The following is a 17,228-nucleotide window of genomic DNA, read 5'->3' as shown; positions in this document are numbered from 1 at the left end:
AAATGCAGGGGGATCTCGAAAAGCTGCACTGGTGGCAGACACGCACGTTCGTCGCGCTGATGGCGCTGGTGGCGATCATCCCGTTATTGCGCCCGGAAATCCCGCCCTTGGTCGATTTGCCGGGCCATATGGGCCGCTACCGCGTGCAATTGTCGCGCGATGCGTATCCGTGGCTGTCCGACTGGTATAATTTCAACTGGCAGTTGATCGGCAATCTCGGGATCGACATCCTGATCATCCCGCTGGCCAAGCTGTTCGGGCTGGAACTGGCGGTCAAGCTGATCGTCATGACGATCCCGGCGCTGACCGTTACCGGTTTCCTGTGGATCGCGCGCGAGGTGCATGGGCGCATTCCGCCGACCGCGCTGTTCGCGCTGCCGCTGGCGTACAGTTACGCCTTCCAGTTCGGGTTCGTGAACTTCGCGCTGTCGATGGCATTGGCGCTCAACGCCTTTGCCTTGTGGTTGCGGCTGGCGCGGACCGGGCATTTCCGGTTGCGCGCGGCGATCTTTGTGCCGCTGTCGTGCCTGATCTGGGTGTGTCACACCTTTGGCTGGGGCGTGCTCGGCGTGCTCGCCTGTTCGGCGGAAATGGTCCGCCAGCATGATGCGCGGACCGATCGCGGGCCGATGAGCTGGATCAAGGCGTGGGTTCGCGCCGGGCTCGGCTGCATCCCGCTCGCGTTGCCGATCATCCTGATGGTGGTGTGGCGCAGCGGCGAGCATGTCGGCGGGGAGACTGGTGACTGGTTCAACTGGCGCGCCAAAATCGGCTGGCTGACGATGGCATTGCGCGATCGCTGGATGGCGTTCGATATCGCGTCGATCGCGGTGCTGTATTTGATCCTGTTTCGCGGTTTTCGCGATCCCAATGTCGAATATTCGCGCAACCTCGGGCTGTCGGCGCTGTTCCTGCTCGTCGTGTTCATCGTGTTGCCGCGCATCGTGTTCGGCTCGGCTTATGCCGATATGCGGCTTGCCCCGTTCATGCTCGGCATCGCGATCATCGCAGTGCGCCCCAAAAAGGGCTTGTCGATTCGCGGCAGTGCGACGCTGGCGGCGGCGGGGCTGGCGTTTTTCCTGGTGCGGATCGCGGCGGGGACGGTCAGCTTCTGGATGTTCGCCGATGATTATGATCGCGAGCTGAAGGCGCTCGATCATCTGCCGGTCGGCGCGCGGCTGGTCACCTTCATCGGCACCGAATGCGGCAGCCCGTGGACGATGACGCGGCTCGAACATTTGTCGGCGATCGCGCTCGAGCGGAAGATGGCCTATACCAACGACCAATGGTCGATGGCGGGCGCGCAATTGCTGACGACGCGCTATCTGCCGGCCGGTCGCTTCTCGCACGATCCGTCGCAGATCGTGACCAGCGTGCAATGCCCGCGCGAATGGTGGCGGCCGATCAGCCGCGCGATGGCGCGCTTCCCGCGCGACGCCTTCGACTATGTCTGGCTGATCCGCCCGCCCGCTTATGATCCCAAGTTCAACGCCGGGCTGGTGCCGATCTGGCGCGACGGGACGAGCGTGCTGTACCGCGTCGATCACGGTGCGCCGGGGATCAAGATCAGCGACGAAGCGCTGCGCCCGCGCATTCGCCCGGTGCCGACGCCGTTCTAACCGCGCTTGAACGGCGTCATCGCGCCAAGGAATTCCTGGTCGGATTCGACCGACTCGCGCTCGCGGACCAGAAAATCGGCGATGGCGCGGCGGAAGCCCAGGTCCGGAATATAATGCGCTGACCATGTCGGCACGGGCACATAGCCGCGCGCCAGCTTGTGTTCGCCTTGCGCCCCCGCCTCGACCGTCTTGAGCCCGCGCGCGATGGCGGCATCGATCGCCTGATAATAACAGAGTTCGAAGTGGAGGAAGGGCACTTCCTCGGTACAGCCCCAATAGCGGCCGTAGAGCGTATCGGTGCCGATCAGGTTGAGCGCGCCCGCAATCGGTCGCCCGTCGCGTTCGGCGAAGATCAGCAGAACTTGGTCGGGCATGGCCTCGCCCAGCAACGAGAAGAATTGGCGTGTCAGATAGGGCTGGCCCCATTTGCGCGCGCCCGTGTCCTGATAGAACACCCAAAAGGCATCCCAATCGGCTTCGGTGATGTCGCTGCCGGACACATGGCGGATCGTCAGCCCTTCGATCGCGCCGCTGCGTTCCTTGCGGATCGCCTTGCGCTTGCGGCTGGCGAGCTCGCCCAGGAAATCATCGAAGGCACCGTAGCCCTGATTGTGCCAGTGGAACTGCGTGCCCTCGCGGATCAGCCAGCCTGCCGCCTCAAAGGCGGGGAGTTGATCGGGACAGACGAAGGTCGCATGCGCCGAGGACAGGCCATGTTGGTCGGTCACCGCCTCGATCGCCGCGATCAGCGCGGGGGCTTGTGCAGGGTCGCGCAGCAACAGCCGCGGGCCCGGCGCGGGCGTGAACGGCACCGCGACTTGCAGCTTCGGGTAATATTGCCCGCCAGCGCGCTCCCATGCGTCGGCCCAGGCGTGGTCGAACACATATTCGCCCTGGCTGTGGCTCTTGGCATAAGCCGGGGCGATCGCGGCGGGTTGGCCATCAGCCCCGTCGACGATGATCGGAATGGGTTGCCAGCCAGTGCGCGCGCGGGCGCTGCCCGAGCGTTCGAGGATCGACAGGAAGGCGTGGCTGACGAACGGATTGTCAGGGCCGGCGCACGCATCCCATGCCTCCGCCGGGATAGCGCAGACGCCATCGGCGATACGGGCGGTGACGGCGTTGCTCACGCGCTTAAGCTAGGGCTTTGCGCGCAGCTTCTCAACCGGCGTCGCGGCGAACGACCAACACAAAGCCAGCAACAGGAAGGGCGTGGCGAAGTCGCGGTGGCGTTCGCCAAATTCGAACCACATGCCGAACAGCCCGCATTGCAGCCCGCAGGCGGCGATCAGCAGGATCAACGTGAACGGAACTCGCCCAAGCCGCAGCGCGGCGACGGCGAGCATCGCCAGATGCGCCCCTTGCGCCAGCGGCCACAACGCCGCCGCCAGCGCACGCGGGAAGGGCGGGCCCATTGCCACCAGGCGATTGATCCCGAATTCGGCAATGCCGCAGGCGCGCAGCAGCTTGGTGACGGTCAGCCGGAGAAAGGCGACCGGATGCGTTTCGATCCAAATGCGTGCGAGTGCGCCGATCCGCTTGCCATAAGCGAGTTCGGGTATGCCCTTCAGGCTGGCGGGCGGCGGCTCCCAATTGCCGGTGGCATCCGGGTTGTTGCCGATCCACAGGCTGGCACCGCCGGCGCTGGTCAGCGGCACGAAGGCGTGGAAGACGATTGCGTTGCGGATCCACCAGGGCAGCAACACCACCACGGTGACGAGCGCGCCGCGCAGCCCCGCCGCAAGCATCGGCCACAGCCCGATCCGGCGCACCAGCACCAGGCCGAACAGCGCGGCGAGCGGGGCTTCGCCCGGCTGGGTCAAAGCGAGCAGCCCGGCCGGAAGCCCCAGCGTGAGCGCGCCGCGCCAGCCGGATCGACGATCGATCCACGCCAGCGCCAGCGCCAGGATCAGCAGCACGCACAGCCCCTCCTTTTGCGCGAGCGGTGCCGAAAACAGTACGGACGGCCACAGCAGATAAAGCCACGCCGCACGTCGCCCCGCGACCGCGCTGCCGAGCCGGTTCCCCAATAGGACGATCAACCCTGCCGCAGCGCCATCGATCAGGGTGCCGAGCGCGAGCACCGAGGGGGTCGCGAACCCGGCAAACGCGCCCCATCCAGCTAAAATGAGGGGATAAAGCGGCGGAAACAGCGCATACCACGCCCCGCCGAAATACGGCTCGTGAATGACCAGGCCCTCGCCCGCAAGCAGGCCCTTGGCCAAATTGAGGTAGCTATTCGGGTCGCCCGTCGAAGTTCGCCCCACGGCGAATAAGGCAAAGGTCACGCGAACGACGACCAGCGCCGTCGCCAATGCGGTGAGCGGCAGCCGCGCAGGCGGATCGCGCAACAGCTGAAACCCGACTGCCGCCAGCACGATCCAGCCCAGGACCACCACGATACTGGCGAGCGAAACGCCCCAGCGGGCGTCGAAATCGGGCAGCGCAGTCAATCCATAGAGAAGAAACACGCCGAGCGCGGCTTGCACGCCCCATGTGACACTCTTCTGGGTCGGGTTCGCTCCGACTGTCACTGACCGAAGCTGGTTGCGCGGTACAGCAAGGTAATCGCAACGCGGCGATTGCGGGGATCGGCAGCGTTGCCCTTGATGATCGGTTCGCGGTCGGCAACGCCCTCGATGCGATTGAAGCGCGTTTCGCCAATGCCGCCTGCGGCCAGCCGTCGCCGCGTTGCCTCGGCGCGCGCACTCGACAGCATCCAGTTGTTCATCGCCAGCGGGTCGCCATAGCCGAGGCTGTCGGTATGGCCGCGGATCATGATCGGGTTTTCGGTGTCCTTGATCGTTTGCGCGACCAGACCGATCAGCGCCGAAGCGCGCGGTTCAAGTTGCGTCGTGCCCAGGTCGAACATCGAATAATCGGCATCGTCGAGCAGATCGATGCGCAAGCCATCGCGCGTCTGGACGAAGCGGACATGGTTGGACAGCTTGGCGAGATTGGGCGTCGCCGCCATTGCGCGCGCCATCTGGCGCTTCATCGTCTCGAAATTCTTGCGGTCCTCGGCCGACAGCGCGGCGCGATCCTTGAGCGTGCCCTTCTGCCCGGTGCCGACCTGTGCGCCGCCGACGGCGTCGGCCGGCACCGTCATCGAGCGCGTGCCGGTCTGCGACGCCTTATGCTGGTAATTGTCCTGGTCGGTGATCGAAGATCCGCCGAACAGGCCCATCGAGCCTGCACTGTTTTCCTTCAACTGTACCAGTGTCGGCGAGAAATAGTCGGCCAGCGCCTTGCGCTGCTTTTCGTTGGTTGCGCCAAGCAGCCACATCAGCAGGAAGAACGCCATCATCGCCGTCACGAAATCGGCATAAGCGACTTTCCACGCCCCGCCGTGATGACCGCCATGCCCTTCGATATAGACCTTCTTGTAGATGATCTTGGGCGGCAAATTGGTGCCATGCGGCGCGCGTGCGGTGGCCATTAGCGGGCCCCCGGCGCGGAGACGCGGAGACCGAAGAATGGGTTCGCGCAGAGGCGCAGAGGACGCAGAGGCGCGCGCCCGCGCGTCAGCGCGGCTCCACCTTTTTGACCGGCGTTTTTAAGCGCCGTTGGCGCGACGGCGAGCATCCTCTCTGCGTCCTCTGCGCCTCTGCGCGAAACCCCTTTCATCTCCGCGTCTCCGCGCCTCCGCGTGAACCGGGCCACGCTTACCGCCCCCGCAGACCGTCGAACACTTCGGCGAAGCCGGGTTGGTTCGAGTGCGCGATGCCCGAGCGGGCGGCTTCGATGACGAGCGGCTGCGGGTGGCCGTGGAGCGAGGCGATGATGATCTGCTTGACGACGTGATAGATTGCGGCGTCGGCCTCGATGACCTGCTTCAGCCGGTTGGCGAGCGGGGCGACGATACCGTATGCCAGCAGCACGCCCATGAAGGTGCCGACCAGCGCCGATCCGATCATCGCGCCCAGGATCGCGGGCGGTTTGTCGATCGAGCCCATCGTCTTGACCACGCCCAGCACCGCCGCGACGATGCCGAGGGCGGGCAGCGCATCGGCCAGCGTCGCGATCGTGCCCTGCGGGCCTTCGACTTCGTGGTGATGCGTCTTGATCATATTGTCCATCACGTCCTCGACCGCATGGACGTCGAGCGTGCCCGACGAGACGACGACTAGCCGCAGCGTGTCGGCGATCAGATTGACCAGCGTGTGGTCGGCGAGCAGGCGCGGATATTCGGCGAAGACGGCGGAGGATTTGGGATCCTCGACATGCGGCTCCAGCGCGATCGGCCCTTCGGTGCGCAGCATCTTCATCAGCTTCGACACCAGGAAGATGACGTCGAGATAATCCTGTTTCTTATATTTTGGGCCCTTGAACACCTTCATCAAGCCGCCGCCCAGCGCCTTCAGTTCCTTCATCGAATTGCCGATGATCAGCGCGCCGACTGCGGCACCGCCGATGATCAGCATTTCGTGCGGAATCGCTTCCATCACCGGGCCGAGCGCGCCGCCGGTGATCGCGAAGCCGCCGAAGATCATCACAAGAAGGACGACGATGCCGATGACGGGAAACATGAGTCGCGGGGTACCCCTTTTTGGCCCGCCCTACAGAAGGCGTGCGGTATTTCTGAGGGTTAGCGCGGATACGTCGCCAATCGGTTAACCACGCAGGGTATTTTTGTTCGACCGCGCTGCGCGCGCCGTTATTTCAGATAGTCGAACAGCGAAAGCTGGCCGAGCTTGGTGAAACTCGCCTGCGTTGCCTGCAGGATCGTCATCGTTTTTTGCAGATCGACGATTGCGGTGGAAATATCGGTATCCTCAAGCGCGGTGCGGTCCACTTCGCGCGCACCTGCGGCATCGGTCGCTTGCGACGAGACGATATCGAGCCGGGCGGCGCGCGCACCGACCGAACCCTGCACGTCCGATACCTGGTTGAGCGCCGACTGAATCGCGGTCGCGGCGGTGCCCGATGCGGCGGAGGCGGTTGCCGTGCCACCGGCGTTGAGCGCCGAAATGTAGGTCGACAAGACCGCGAAAATATCGGTCGTGCCGCCCTTGCCGTCTGAGATCCCGCCAAACACGCGCTGCGCGCTGTCGGTCGCGCGGACGTCGGTGCCGTCGCCCACGGGAATCGCGGGGACTTCGCCGGTTCCATCGAACGTGACGGTCCCGTCCGCCGCCTGGGTGACCGCGCCCTTGCCCGTCGCCGCCGCGAACAGCGGCTGGCCGCGCGCATCGGTCGTTCCCGCCAGATTCACCAGATCGTCGCGGATGCTTTGCAACTCGGTCGCGATTGCCTTGCGATTGGCGTCGTTCAGCGTGCCGTTGGCCGCCTGGGTGGTCAGCTCGGCGGCACGCTGGAGCTGCGAGGTGACGGCGGTGAGCGTCGTATCGGATTGCTGGAGCAGCGACTTTGCGAGGCTGATATTGCTGGCATAAGCGGTGTTGTCGGCATTGGCCTGTTTGATCGCGCTGAGGCGATTATAGGCCACCACATCCTGTGAGGGCGCGGTGATCTTCTTGCCCGTCGCGATCTGGGTGTTGAGCGTGTCCGCCTGCGCCGACAGCTTGCCGAGCTGCGATGCGCCGGTGGCGTAGAATTGGCTGGTCCCGATTTGCATGGCGGCCTCTAGTGGATATCGAGAATCGACTGCAGCGTGTCGCGCGCGACCTGGATCACCCGGCTCGATGCCTGATAGGCTTGCTGGAAGCGCAGCAGGTCGACCGCTTCGCTGTCGAGATTGACGCCCGACACGGCATCGCGCGCGGCGACCGCATTGTCGCGAATCGCGCTTTGCGCATCGGCGACTTGCTTGCGATTGGCGAGCGTCGATGCGTTGCTGGAAATCAATGCGGTCGTGTTGGCTTCGAACGCGCCGCTCGTGCGCAGCGTATCGAGATTGGCGAGATTGCTGTTGTCGCGCACGCCCTTGCCCGCCCCGGCGGCGGCGACACCGCGCGGATCGGTGAGCGACAGCGAAATGTCGGTCGGCGTGGTGCCAACCGTGAACAATGCAGCACCACTTTTGCCATCGAGGTCGTTGCCCTGCGCCTGCACGGCATTGACGCCATCGGTAAAGGCGGTGGCGATGGTGTTGAGCTTGGTGCGGGCGTCGGCAATGCGGGCCGCGCCATCGATGACACCGGCGAGCGCGCCGCCATTGGGCGTGACGGTCGAAACCGCTTGCTGCGTATGGACGGCAAAGGACACCGTGCCATCGGTACCGCGCGCGAAGGTGACGCTGGCGGCCTGATTGGCTTCAACGAAGGTAGGGCCCCCGGCATTGCCGAGTTTGACCGTTGCGCGTCCGACCGAATCGGTCGTCACCGTGATATCGGAGATGGCGCTGATCTGATCCAGGATGGCATCGCGCTGATCGGCCAATTGCGCGGCACCATTCGATCCGGGGGTGACGCGGCCGAGCCCCTCATTCACCTTGGCGAGCGAGGCACCGAGCGTGTTGAGCGTGGCAACGGCATTGTCGGCCGTGGCGTCCACATCGGCATCGAGATTGTTGAGCGCCTTGCCGGTCGCGGTGAAGCTGTTCGCAACCGCGCTGGCCTGTTCGAGCAGCGCGCTGCGCGGTGTGGTCGAGGTCGGGTCGGCGGCGACGGCTTTGGCGGCATTGAAGAACCCGGTCAGGCGATCGCCCAACTGGTTGCCGGTCAACGCCGTCTCGATCCGGTCGAGCCAGGCAATGCCGGTTTCGCTCCGCGCGAGGTCGGCACTTGCGTTGCGCACATCGGCCGCGCGCAGCGAATCCGCCGCGCGCGTGACCCCGGCGACCGAAACGCCCTGCCCGGTCGTCGTCGCATTGTTGGCGGTGAGGCTGTTGGCCGGGGCGATCTCGCGCAGATCGGTCGTGCGCTTGGCATAGCCGGGCGTACTCGCGTTGGAGATGTTCTCGGAGACGGTGGTCAGCGCGGTCTGATACGCGCGCACGCCACTGGCCCCGATGCCGAGCAGATCACTCACGGCTGATCACCCGGCGGATCTGCCTGCAATCCCTTTTGTGATTTCGCGAGGAAATCGGTCATCGCCTTGCCGATGCCGAGCGGCGCATGCTCGGCCATGCTCTGCGCGAGTTGCGTGCTTTGCATGTCCTTGAAGGTGTCCATGCCCTTCGATCCGAACAGCGTGTCCTCGGCGAGATGCGTCGAATGCATCGCCTTCACCATCATGTTGGTGAAGACGGCTTCGAACTTCTTGCCGGCCGCTTCCAGGTTGGCGCGGCTTTGCAGGCGGCTGGTGTCGACGCCGACGCCCGCCGAAATGGCGGGTGCCGCGACCGGCGTGATGGCGGGGATGTCGCTCATAGGATGATCAGCTCCGCCTTCAGCGCGCCGGCTTCCTTCAACGCTTCCAGGATCGCGACCAGATCGGCGGGCGATGCCCCAATCGCATTGACCGCCTTGACCACGTCGGAGAGCTTGGGGCCGGGCTCGATCAGGAACATCGGATGCTTTTCCTCGTCGACGGCAACCGCCGATTTCTGTTCCTTGGTCGTCTGGCCCTGGCTGAACGGGGCGGGCTGGCTTGCCTTTTCGGTTTCGTCGATGCGGACGGTCAGCTTGCCATGGGTGACGGCGGCGCTGCCGACACGCACGGTGGAATTGATCACGACGGTGCCGGTGCGCGCGTTGACGATGACCTTGGCCGATGGTTCGGCCGAAACGACGTCGAGATTCTCGATCTCGCTCATCAGGGTCGCGCGCACGTCACCACCGATTGGCGCACGGACCGAGACGGACACCGCATCGACCGCCTGTGCGCTTCCCGCACCAAGCCGCGAATTGATCGCGGCCGCGACATTCTGTGCGGTGGTGAAATCGGCGCGGGTGAGGTTGTAGGTCAGCACCGGCGTCGTTTCGAAGCCGGTCTGCACCGCGCGCTCGACCGTTGCCCCCTCGGGAATGCGGCCCGCCGAGGGAATGTTGACAACGATCTGCGAGCCGTCCTTGCCCTCAGCGCCAAGCCCGCCGACCGCGAGGTTGCCCTGTGCCATGGCGTAGATCTGGCCATCGGCACCGAGCAGTGGCGTCAGGATCAAGGCACCACCGCGCAGCGACTTGGCCTTGCCCATCGAGGCGACGGTGATGTCGAGCTTCTGGCCCGGCTTGGCGAAGGGCGGCAAATCGGCGGTGATCAGCACGACGGCGGCATTCTTCAGGCCGGGGTTGACGTTCGAGGGGAGTTGCAGGCCGAAGCGCGAGGCGACCGCCTTCATCGACTGGATGGTATATTCGAGATTGTCGTCGCCGGTGCCGGGCAGCCCCACGACAATGCCATACCCCGTCAGCTGGTTCGACCGGATGCCCTGGAAGCCGCCGAGATCCTTGATCCGGTCGGCGGAGGCGGGTGCCGCGAGCGTCAAGGCCGCGAGCATAGTCAGCAGGGCCGCGATGACGCGCGCACTCCAAATCCGTTTGCCCTGAGCCTGTCGAAGGGCCGGTGCCGCACGCGACGCCGCGCCTTTGGAACGCGGTGCTTCGACAGGCTCAGCACGAACGGATTTGGGATGCAGGACTGTCAGCATCAGAAGGGACTCACCACCGAGAAGAACCGGCTGAGCCAGCCCTGGCGGCTGGCACGTGCGACATCGCCCTTGCCGGTATAGGCGATCTGCGCATCGGCGACGCGCGTGGACGGGACGCGGTTGTCGGCGTCGATGTCGGCGATGCGGATCAGGCCCTTGATCTGCACGAACTCGTCGCCGCGATTGAGCGTGACGCGCTTCTGGCCCTGGACCAGCATGGTGCCGTTGGGGAAAACCTGGCTGACGGTGACGCTGACTTCGCCCGACAGCGTGTTCGACTGGTCGGTCGCGCCTTGGCCGGTGAAGCTGCGCGTACCGCTTGCGCTGGCATCGGTGCCCTTGAACAGCGACAGGGCACCGGTGGTTGGCGGCGTAAGGCCGAGGCCGCCGCTCGAATCGAGTTTGGAACTCGCCGATTTGGAGGCGGCGGTGCGCTCGACCAGCACGATCGTCAGCGGATCGCCGACGCGGCGCGCGCGCGTACCTTCGTACAATGCGGCATAGCCTTGCGAGACCTGGAAGATCGACCCGGTCGCGGCCGGCGGGGCGGCGGGCGGCGGCGGCGGGAAGGCCGCCGAGAAATCGACCGGCGGCTTCTTCTTGCCGAACAGATTCGCGTTGGCGGCGCTGGGGGCCAGCACGACGGCGACGATCAGGCCGATTCGGAGGGCGGATGGTTTCATCGGATTAACCATCAGATATTTTGGTTAACATATTTGAGCATTTCGTCGGTCGCCGAGATCATTTTTGAATTGACCTCATAGGCGCGCTGCGTCTCGATCATGTCGACCAGCTCCTCCACGACGTTGACGTTGGAGCCTTCGAGTTGCCCCTGGCGAATGTTGCCGCGCCCATCCTGCCCGGCCACGCCGAGATTGGCGGCACCGCTGGCCGAGGTTTCGATCAGGTAATTGTCGCCCTTGTTGAGCAGCCCGCCCGCATTGGGGAAGCTGGCCACCTGGATCTGGCCGAGCTGGGTCGAGCCGGTCTGGCCCGACACGATCGCCGAGACGGTGCCATCAGTCCCGATGGTGATGCCGCTGGCATTTTCGGGAATGGTGATGCCGGGCTGCACTTGATAGCCCTCGCTGGTGACGAGCAGGCCTTCGGGCGAGCGCGAGAAATTGCCGGCGCGGGTGTAGCCAAGCGTACCGCCCGGCATCTGCACCTGGAAATAGCCGTCGCCATCGAGCGCGAGGTCGAGGCTGCCATTGGTCTGCTGGAACGACCCTTGCGTGTCGATCCGCGCGGTTCCCTGTACCCGTACGCCGGTGCCGAGGTTCAGCCCGGTGGCATATTTGGATTCGGCGGTGCTCGGCGCGCCGGGCGCGGTAACGGTCTGGTATGCCAGCGTCTCGAACGCCGCGCGATCCTTCTTATAGGCGGTCGTGTTGACGTTCGCGAGGTTGTTCGAGATGACGCGCATGCGCATGTCCTGGGCATCGATCCCAGTCCGCGCGATTTGCATGGCTGCACTACCCATGGTCTATTCCCTTCAAGACGGCAGCCGCATCACAGATGCGGAGCTTTCATCCATGTCCTTGGCCGATTTCATCAAATTGGCCTGGACTTCGTAGCTGCGCTGATTCTCGATCATATCGACCAGCGCTTGCGTCATGTTGACGTTGGACCCTTCGAGCGCACCGGTCTCGACCTTGGCGTCCAGGTCGCTCGGCAGCACGCCGCCGCCCTTGACGTGGAGCAGGTTGTCGGTGCCCTTCACGGTTTCCGACCCCTTCGGGCTGGCGAGCTTCAGCGTGTCGATCACTTGCGGGTTGCGGGCGTCGCCGCCCAGCGGGACGATCGACAGCTTGCCATCCTCGGAGATCGAAATGCTCTGTGCCGGAGGGACGGTGATCGGGCCCCCCGACCCGATCACCGGGAAGCCGTCACCGGTCTGCAGCACGCCCGATGGCGCAACCTGCAAATCGCCGCGGCGGGTATAGGCTTCGCTCCCGTCGGTCGCTTGCACCGCGAGCCAGCTTTCGCCGGTGATTGCGATGTCGAGCGACCGCCCGGTCTGCTGGATCGCGCCGGGCTTGCGATCGGCATCGACCACTTCGGCCGAGGCCGGGGTGCGGGTGTCGAAATCGGAGCCTTGCAGCGACAGCCGGTCGAACACGACGCGATCGGCGCGAAAGCCGGTCGTTGACGCGTTCGCCATATTGTTGGCAATCGCCGCCTGCGACGCGAGATGCGCCTTGAGGCCCGAGGCCGCCGTATAGACCAGCTTGTCCATGCTATGCTCCGATTAGGCTCCTGTCAGGCGCGCAGGTTGACGATCGTCTGCGTGATCTGGTTGCTGGTATCGAGCGCCTTGGAGTTCGCCTGGAAATTGCGCTGTGCTGCAATCAGGGCGACCAGTTCCTCGGTGATATCGACGTTCGACCCTTCGAGCGTGCCCGAAAGCAGCGAGCCGAACCCGTTTTCCTTCGCCGAGCCAAGCGACGCCTGGCCGGACACACCGCTGGCCGACCAATAGCTGTCGCCATCCTGGCGCAGGCCTGCGGGGTTCGAGAAGTTGGCGAGCGCGACCTTGCCGAGCGCGGTGGTATCGCCATTGGAATAGGTCGCGGTGACCATGCCCTCGGAATTGACGGTAACGCCGGACAGATCGCCGACCGACGAACCGTCGGAGCTGCGCGCATTGACCGAGAAAGCGGTGGAATTCTGGGTCGATCCGGCGAGATCGAACTTCAGCGTCTGCGAAACGCCACCCGTGGTCGGCGTGAAGGCATCATAGGATACCGGCGTGGTCGGCGCGGTGATCTTGCCGCTTGCATCGAACGTCACCGGAGTACCGGCGGTCGAGCCGCCAACGCTGAGTTCCTTGTCGCCGACAAAGCTGTGGACGGTCCACGCGTCGGTGCCGGTGTGGACATAGTAATTGGTCAGCGTGCTCGCTTTGCCCGACGAGTCATAGATCGTCGACGTCGTCGAACTGTTGTAGCTGGACGCGTTGGCCGGATCGAAGGTGGTCGTCGGGATCGACGCGGCCGCGTAGAGGTTGACCTTCAGCGCGACATTGCCGGTCGGTGCCGGGGTTCCGCTGGTCTGCGGCAGGTTGATCGGCACCAGGCCATCGGCACCGCTTGCGGTCACGTTGCCCTTGGCATCGACCGGATAGCCGAGCAAAGTCGATCCTTGCGCGTCGACGATGTTGTGCGTGGTCGGATCGATCTGGAAGGCGCCGTTGCGGGTATAAGCGGTGCTGGTGTTGAGGCCGCTGGTCTTCACCGCGAAGAAGCCATCACCGGCGACGGTGAGATCGAGCGCGGCACCCGTGGTCTTGAGGTTGCCTTCGGTGAACTGCTGCTTGTTGGCCTTCACCACCACGCCCGAGCCGACGATCTTGGTCGGATCCGTCGAGATGCTCGATGCGATCACGTCGGCGAAATCGGTGCGGCTCTTCTTGAAGCCGTTGGTCGAAACGTTGGCGAGGTTGTGCGAAACGGCCGAGAGTTCGGTCTGGGCCGCCTGCAGGCCGCTGAGCGAGGTGTAGAAAGACATTGCGGTGCTCCTTGGACAATGGGGATGAGGGGATCAGCCGACCTGGCGGACGGCAGTGATGGGGACTTGCCCGACGCCGGGCACGGTGAGGACAGGGGTGCCTGAGCTGGGCATCGATACCGCCGCGACGGGGGCCCAGACGAGGTTGCGACTGGTGACGCTGGTGCCGTTCGCGGCGGCGGCGACCGACACGGTGAACGGGCCGGTGCCGGCGTCGGCACCGCTCGCGGTCTTGCCATCCCAGTCATAGGATACGGTGCCGGCCTTTTGCGCGCCGAGCGACAGCGTCTTGAGTGTCTGGCCATTGGCATCCCGGATCGAGACGGTGACGTCGGTCGCATCGGCATCGAGCTCCGCCGCGCCGGCCAGGCCGCCCGAGGTGCGACCATAAGCGGTCGAGCCTTCGGTCAGCACGGTCTTCCCGACATAGGAAAGCGCGTCGCTGGAAGAGGTCGAGCCGAGCTTGTCCTGAATGGCCTTCAGCGTGGTGTTGATGTCGCTGATGCCCGATGTGCTGGTGATCTGCGCGAGCTGGGCGACCATCTGATTGTTGTCGACCGGCGCGAAGGGGTCCTGATTCTGGAGCTGGGCGGTCATCAGCTTGAGGAAGTCCGACGTGCCGAGCGACTGCGAGCTTTTGGCCACCGCCGAACTGGTCGTGTTGGCGGTGGTGGAGTTTATGCCGAGGCTGTTCAGCGTGGAATCGAAGGTCGAAGCCATGGTTTAACGTCCCATCTTGAGGGTATCGAGGATCAGCGATTTCGCGGTCTGCATGACCTCGACATTGTTCTGGTAGCTGCGCGCGGTCTCCATCATGTCGACCAGCTCGCGCGTTTCATCGACCGCCGATTCCCACACATTGCCGTCTTTGTCGGCGAGCGGATGCGACGGATCGTAGCGCTTGTTTGGGGTTTCGCCGGCCTGGACGATGCTTTCGACATTGACGGTGGCGAGCCCGGTCGCCTTGTCGAACTGCGTGCGGAACACCGGCTTGATCGTGCGATAGGCGGTGTCGGCGCTGGTCGCGACGGACCCGGCATTGGCCAGGTTCGACGCGGTGGTGTTCATCCGCACCAGCTGCGCCGACATGGCGCGCCCGGCGACCTGGAAAATGGTGAGCGGCTGATCGGCCATGCTTATTCGCCTTTCAACGCGCGGGTGATTTGCCCGATGCGCCCGTTGAGGAAGGACAAGGTCGTCTGATAGGCGACGGCGTTTTCGGCAAAGGCGGTCTGTTCGGTCGACAGTTCGACGGTATTGCCATCGAGCGACGGCTGCGACGGCACGCGATATTGCAGCGCGCCCTTGATGCTGACGTCGCCGCCGGTGTTGGTCGCATTTTCCACCGCCGCAAGCGCGGTGTGGAAATCCACGTCCTGCGCTTTGAAGCCCGGCGTGGAGGCATTCGCGATGTTCGAGGCGAGCACACCCATGCGCTGCGAGCGCACTTCGAGTGCGGCACCATGAACTCCGAAAAGGCCTTCGTTGGGCATTGCCCGTCTCCTGCGCCGGATTGCGCAACGGGGTATCAGCAAAGGGCGTGCCAAATGCGCTGGAGCGGCAGAAAAGGGCCTGCGGCACGCGTGACCGGCAAGGGCTTGCCGCCTGGCGGCAATGCGGTTGCCGGTTTTGCCTCCGGTGCGGGCGGAGACGGCGTGGACGGTTCGTATCGCTCGGCGTGTCGTCAATCCCGGGCAATCTGGCCCGCGCCTTGCAGTGTCGAGGCGGATGATAGCCTTGCTCGCCCCGTTCCTTGATCCCATCGCTTTCGCGATCGTTGGCGGCGGCACGCTTGCCGCGATGATCCTGCGCACCCCCGCGCGCGATCTGGCGAATGGCGTTGCGGGCTTGCGGACCTTGGGGCGGCGGCATTTTGTTGCGGACGGGCTGCTCGACCAGATCGTCGCCTTCGGCCGGATCGCTCGCCGCCACGGCGTCATGGCGCTGGATCGTTCGGTCATCGCCGATGCCGATGTCGCCGCCGCAGTCGCGCTGATCGTCGATGGCGGCGCGCCGGAGGAGGTGGCGGATCTGCTCCGCCAGCGCCGCCGCGCGCGGAGCGAACGGGCCGTGGCGGCCGCCGAATTGTGGGCCGGGGCGGCCGACACCGCCCCTGCGATGGGGATGATCGGCACGCTCATCGGCCTGGTCGGCATGTTCGTTAAAATGCGCGATCCCAGTGCGATCGGGGCGGCGATGGCGGTTGCTTTGCTCGCCACGCTCTATGGCGCGGTGCTGGCCAATCTGGTCTTTGCGCCGATTGCGGCACGCTTGCGCCGCCACGCGCGGGATGAGGCGGTGGAGCGTTTGCGGCTCGATGCGCCGCTGATCGCCTTGGCCGCGCGCGAGGCCCCGCGCGCGGTGATGGCGGAGGTGGCATGATGTCGCTCGCGCTCGAGGATGATCTTCCCGACCTCGCGCCCACGCGGCCGATCTGGCTGATGACGCTTGCCGATCTGGCGTTGCTGCTGGTCGGATTCTTCGTGTTGTTGCAGGCAAGCCAGCAGTTGGACCGCGCCGCACTCGCGCGCGGGCTGCGCGCGGGTTTTGGCGTGCGGGATGTGGGGGCTCCTTCGGCAATCCCGACACCTGAGCCGATGGCGGTGTCGGCGGGCGCGATGCGCGGCTTTGCGCTGGGCTCGGCGGCGCTGCCCATCGCTCCCGATGCGTTGATCGGCTGGGCCCGCGATGCGACCCGTGACGATCGGGTGCTGTTGCGGGTTGCCGGTGCGGTCGACGGCTCTCCGGGCGACGTTGATCCTGTGACCGGCAGTGGTGCCGTGCTCGCTGCGGACCGCGCGCGCGCAGTGGCAAGCGCGCTGCTGCTGGCGCATGCGGTTCCCGCCAACCGTATCACCATCGTCGCTGCCGCCCGCCCGGGGCAGCGCAGTGTCACCGTTTCCACCGGCTATGCGGGAGGGCGGCAATGATGTGCCGCCCGGCAACCGCGCTTTGCCGCTTTTGCAGAGGATAATGCGATGTTGCGTCATCTCCCCTTGGTCTTGATCGCGGTGGCCAGCCCGGCGGCTGCGGCACCAGCCTTTCAGGATACCGCCACGCTCGATCGCGCGGTTGCCGCCTTTGCGGGCAAGGCGATCGGCGAGGAGGGGGGCGCGCGGACCCCGGTCGACAGCCGTCTGAAGCTGGCGGCCTGCCCGATGGTGTCGATGGCGTGGCGATCGGAGACGCATGACGCGGTGGTGGTGACCTGCACCGGGCCGCAATGGCGGCTGTTCGTGCCGATCCGCACCCCAGTGGTCGCGCCAAAGGGCGCGGCTCCGCTGGTTATCACGCCGTCGGAAGTGGCCCCGCTTCGGCCGGTCTATGTTATCAAGCGCGGCGATCCGGTGACGATCAGCGCCGGATCGCCGGGCTTTTCGATCACCCGGGAAGGGATTGCAGCGGGCGATGCGGTCGCCGGAGGGCGCTTTCTGGTGAAGATCGACAGCGCGCGCGCGCCGATCCAGGCGGTCGCGATCGCCAATGGCCGCGCCACACTGCCCGGTTGGACCGAATGAGTCGGCACCGCCTCTGCCGATGGATAGAATAATTTCTTAAGGTCCGTCGCGATCGGTCGTTCTTCCATCATGTCAGCGGAAACCGCA

At 65.2% G+C, this 17,228-nt stretch carries 19 protein-coding genes; 4 read left to right on the top strand and 15 right to left on the bottom strand.

Annotated elements, in window-relative coordinates:
- Positions 1-2: 2 nt before the first annotated feature.
- Positions 3-1,619 carry a hypothetical protein gene (locus H4W01_RS17450; RefSeq protein WP_010405318.1) on the top strand — a complete coding sequence of 539 codons (1,617 nt, stop codon included), beginning with the start codon at positions 3-5 and terminating at the stop codon, positions 1,617-1,619.
- Here the strand turns inward: H4W01_RS17450 and H4W01_RS17445 are convergent.
- The 15 genes from H4W01_RS17445 to flgB all read right to left on the bottom strand — a co-directional run bounded on the left by H4W01_RS17445 (position 1,616) and on the right by flgB (position 15,116).
- Complete coding sequence (locus H4W01_RS17445; protein ID WP_209612648.1) at positions 1,616-2,749, bottom strand: GNAT family N-acetyltransferase; 1,134 nt, start codon at positions 2,747-2,749, stop codon at positions 1,616-1,618. The two genes, H4W01_RS17450 and H4W01_RS17445, sit on opposite strands and share 4 nt — an antisense overlap.
- A gap of 9 nt (positions 2,750-2,758) precedes the next feature.
- Positions 2,759-4,108: a glycosyltransferase gene (locus H4W01_RS17440; RefSeq protein WP_209612647.1), complete on the bottom strand. Its 1,350-nt coding sequence runs from the start codon at positions 4,106-4,108 to the stop codon at positions 2,759-2,761.
- A gap of 41 nt (positions 4,109-4,149) precedes the next feature.
- Positions 4,150-5,058, bottom strand: a complete 909-nt coding sequence (locus tag H4W01_RS17435) for a flagellar motor protein MotB (RefSeq protein WP_209612646.1) — start codon at positions 5,056-5,058, stop codon at positions 4,150-4,152.
- Between the two features lie 226 nt (positions 5,059-5,284).
- Positions 5,285-6,148, bottom strand: a complete 864-nt coding sequence (gene motA, locus H4W01_RS17430) for a flagellar motor stator protein MotA (protein WP_010405307.1) — start codon at positions 6,146-6,148, stop codon at positions 5,285-5,287.
- A 128-nt stretch (positions 6,149-6,276) separates the two neighbouring features.
- Positions 6,277-7,197, bottom strand: coding sequence for a flagellar hook-associated protein FlgL (gene flgL / locus H4W01_RS17425; RefSeq protein WP_209612645.1), 921 nt, complete (start codon positions 7,195-7,197; stop codon positions 6,277-6,279).
- An 8-nt stretch (positions 7,198-7,205) separates the two neighbouring features.
- The gene (gene flgK / locus H4W01_RS17420; protein WP_209612644.1) at positions 7,206-8,552 is read right to left on the bottom strand and encodes a flagellar hook-associated protein FlgK; all 1,347 of its coding nucleotides are present in this window, start codon (positions 8,550-8,552) and stop codon (positions 7,206-7,208) included.
- On the bottom strand, positions 8,549-8,893 hold the full coding sequence (locus tag H4W01_RS17415) for a rod-binding protein (RefSeq protein WP_126846709.1): 345 nt from the start codon (positions 8,891-8,893) through the stop codon (positions 8,549-8,551). The genes flgK and H4W01_RS17415 overlap by 4 nt, the downstream gene beginning before the upstream one ends.
- Entirely contained in the window at positions 8,890-9,963 is a 1,074-nt protein-coding gene (locus tag H4W01_RS17410) for a flagellar basal body P-ring protein FlgI (protein ID WP_154651304.1), read from the bottom strand. Before H4W01_RS17410 ends, H4W01_RS17415 begins: the two co-directional genes overlap by 4 nt.
- Positions 9,964-10,112: 149 nt before the next feature.
- A complete protein-coding gene (locus tag H4W01_RS17405; RefSeq protein ID WP_209612643.1) occupies positions 10,113-10,796 on the bottom strand; it encodes a flagellar basal body L-ring protein FlgH in 684 nt (227 codons plus the stop codon).
- An 11-nt stretch (positions 10,797-10,807) separates the two neighbouring features.
- Entirely contained in the window at positions 10,808-11,596 is a 789-nt protein-coding gene (gene flgG / locus H4W01_RS17400; protein WP_209612642.1) for a flagellar basal-body rod protein FlgG, read from the bottom strand.
- 12 nt (positions 11,597-11,608) lie between these two features.
- Positions 11,609-12,352, bottom strand: a complete 744-nt coding sequence (flgF, locus tag H4W01_RS17395) for a flagellar basal-body rod protein FlgF (protein WP_010405297.1) — start codon at positions 12,350-12,352, stop codon at positions 11,609-11,611.
- A gap of 23 nt (positions 12,353-12,375) precedes the next feature.
- On the bottom strand, positions 12,376-13,623 hold the full coding sequence (locus tag H4W01_RS17390) for a flagellar hook protein FlgE (RefSeq protein WP_010405296.1): 1,248 nt from the start codon (positions 13,621-13,623) through the stop codon (positions 12,376-12,378).
- Positions 13,624-13,656: 33 nt separating this feature from the next.
- A complete protein-coding gene (locus H4W01_RS17385; protein WP_209612641.1) occupies positions 13,657-14,343 on the bottom strand; it encodes a flagellar hook assembly protein FlgD in 687 nt (228 codons plus the stop codon).
- A 3-nt stretch (positions 14,344-14,346) separates the two neighbouring features.
- Complete coding sequence (gene flgC / locus H4W01_RS17380) at positions 14,347-14,757, bottom strand: flagellar basal body rod protein FlgC (RefSeq protein ID WP_010405294.1); 411 nt, start codon at positions 14,755-14,757, stop codon at positions 14,347-14,349.
- Positions 14,758-14,759: 2 nt separating this feature from the next.
- Complete coding sequence (flgB, locus tag H4W01_RS17375; RefSeq protein WP_010405293.1) at positions 14,760-15,116, bottom strand: flagellar basal body rod protein FlgB; 357 nt, start codon at positions 15,114-15,116, stop codon at positions 14,760-14,762.
- Positions 15,117-15,351: 235 nt separating this feature from the next.
- Here flgB and H4W01_RS17370 point away from each other — a divergent pair, with 235 nt between their 5' ends.
- From H4W01_RS17370 to H4W01_RS17360, 3 genes are read left to right on the top strand one after another with little or no spacing between them, the layout of a single operon-like run.
- Positions 15,352-16,005: a motility protein A gene (locus tag H4W01_RS17370; protein ID WP_209612640.1), complete on the top strand. Its 654-nt coding sequence runs from the start codon at positions 15,352-15,354 to the stop codon at positions 16,003-16,005.
- Positions 16,002-16,553 carry a flagellar motor protein MotB gene (locus H4W01_RS17365; RefSeq protein ID WP_334685325.1) on the top strand — a complete coding sequence of 184 codons (552 nt, stop codon included), beginning with the start codon at positions 16,002-16,004 and terminating at the stop codon, positions 16,551-16,553. Before H4W01_RS17370 ends, H4W01_RS17365 begins: the two co-directional genes overlap by 4 nt.
- A gap of 48 nt (positions 16,554-16,601) precedes the next feature.
- A complete protein-coding gene (locus H4W01_RS17360) occupies positions 16,602-17,141 on the top strand; it encodes a flagella basal body P-ring formation protein FlgA (protein WP_010405289.1) in 540 nt (179 codons plus the stop codon).
- Positions 17,142-17,228 lie beyond the last annotated feature (87 nt).

Origin of the sequence: Sphingomonas sp. PL20 (genome assembly GCF_017875905.1) — a bacterium.
Classification (GTDB): domain Bacteria; phylum Pseudomonadota; class Alphaproteobacteria; order Sphingomonadales; family Sphingomonadaceae; genus Sphingomonas; species Sphingomonas echinoides.
This window is presented reverse-complemented; position numbering and strand designations above follow the sequence as displayed.